Origin of the sequence: Mesorhizobium sp. M7A.F.Ca.ET.027.03.2.1 (genome assembly GCF_003999175.1) — a bacterium.
In the GTDB taxonomy this organism is placed as follows: domain Bacteria; phylum Pseudomonadota; class Alphaproteobacteria; order Rhizobiales; family Rhizobiaceae; genus Mesorhizobium.
Genome location: NZ_RZOM01001768.1, coordinates 1 through 613 on the forward strand (window position 1 = coordinate 1; position 613 = coordinate 613).

The following is a 613-nucleotide window of genomic DNA, read 5'->3' on the forward strand; positions in this document are numbered from 1 at the left end:
CCTCAATCACCTAGAACGACCTGGCGTTCGTGCCGCTCTCAGAGCCCTAGCTTCGGAGTTGAGCCATGTCGAGACCTCGATTGAACCCAATGTGGCCTCCATAGCCTTCAGCAGAATTCCGCGGATCGTTATTTGGGGAGAGGACGACAGGATAAATCCGATCGACCGTCGGAAACTGTCGAGGTTCAACGCTCAAGTGCTGACTTTGCCGGATACAGGGCATCTTCCTCACGTTGAGACAAGTAGAGCCGTAAGCCGGTATCTTTGTGAATTCCTGAAGAGTGCCGCATTGGAATTGGGGGGATGAGGTCATGATCGTTGTCTGCGGTGATGCCTTGATTGACTTCATGCCGGTCGCGCTCCCGGAAGGTGGCAGCGGCTACATCCCTGTCTGTGGTGGATCCTGCTGCAACATCGCGACCGCGATTGGCAGGTTGGGCGGGAAAGTCGGATTCATGGGAGGGCTGTCCGAGGATTTTTTTGGCGCCATGCTGCTTCAGCAGTTCAACGAAGCGGGGACTGATCTTCGCTACGCAGCTCGCCTGCCTTTCGACACGACGCTGGCCTTTGTACGTCTGGGAAGCGACGAGCCTGAGTACGCGTTCTATGACAG

The 613-nt window shown here is 56.1% G+C and carries 1 protein-coding gene; it reads left to right on the forward strand.

All coding sequences use genetic code 11. The features are described 5' to 3' along the window. Nucleotides 1-311: 311 nt before the first annotated feature. The coding region (locus EN750_RS37955) for a PfkB family carbohydrate kinase (RefSeq protein ID WP_245482948.1) at nucleotides 312-613 on the forward strand (302 nt) is incomplete at its 3' end.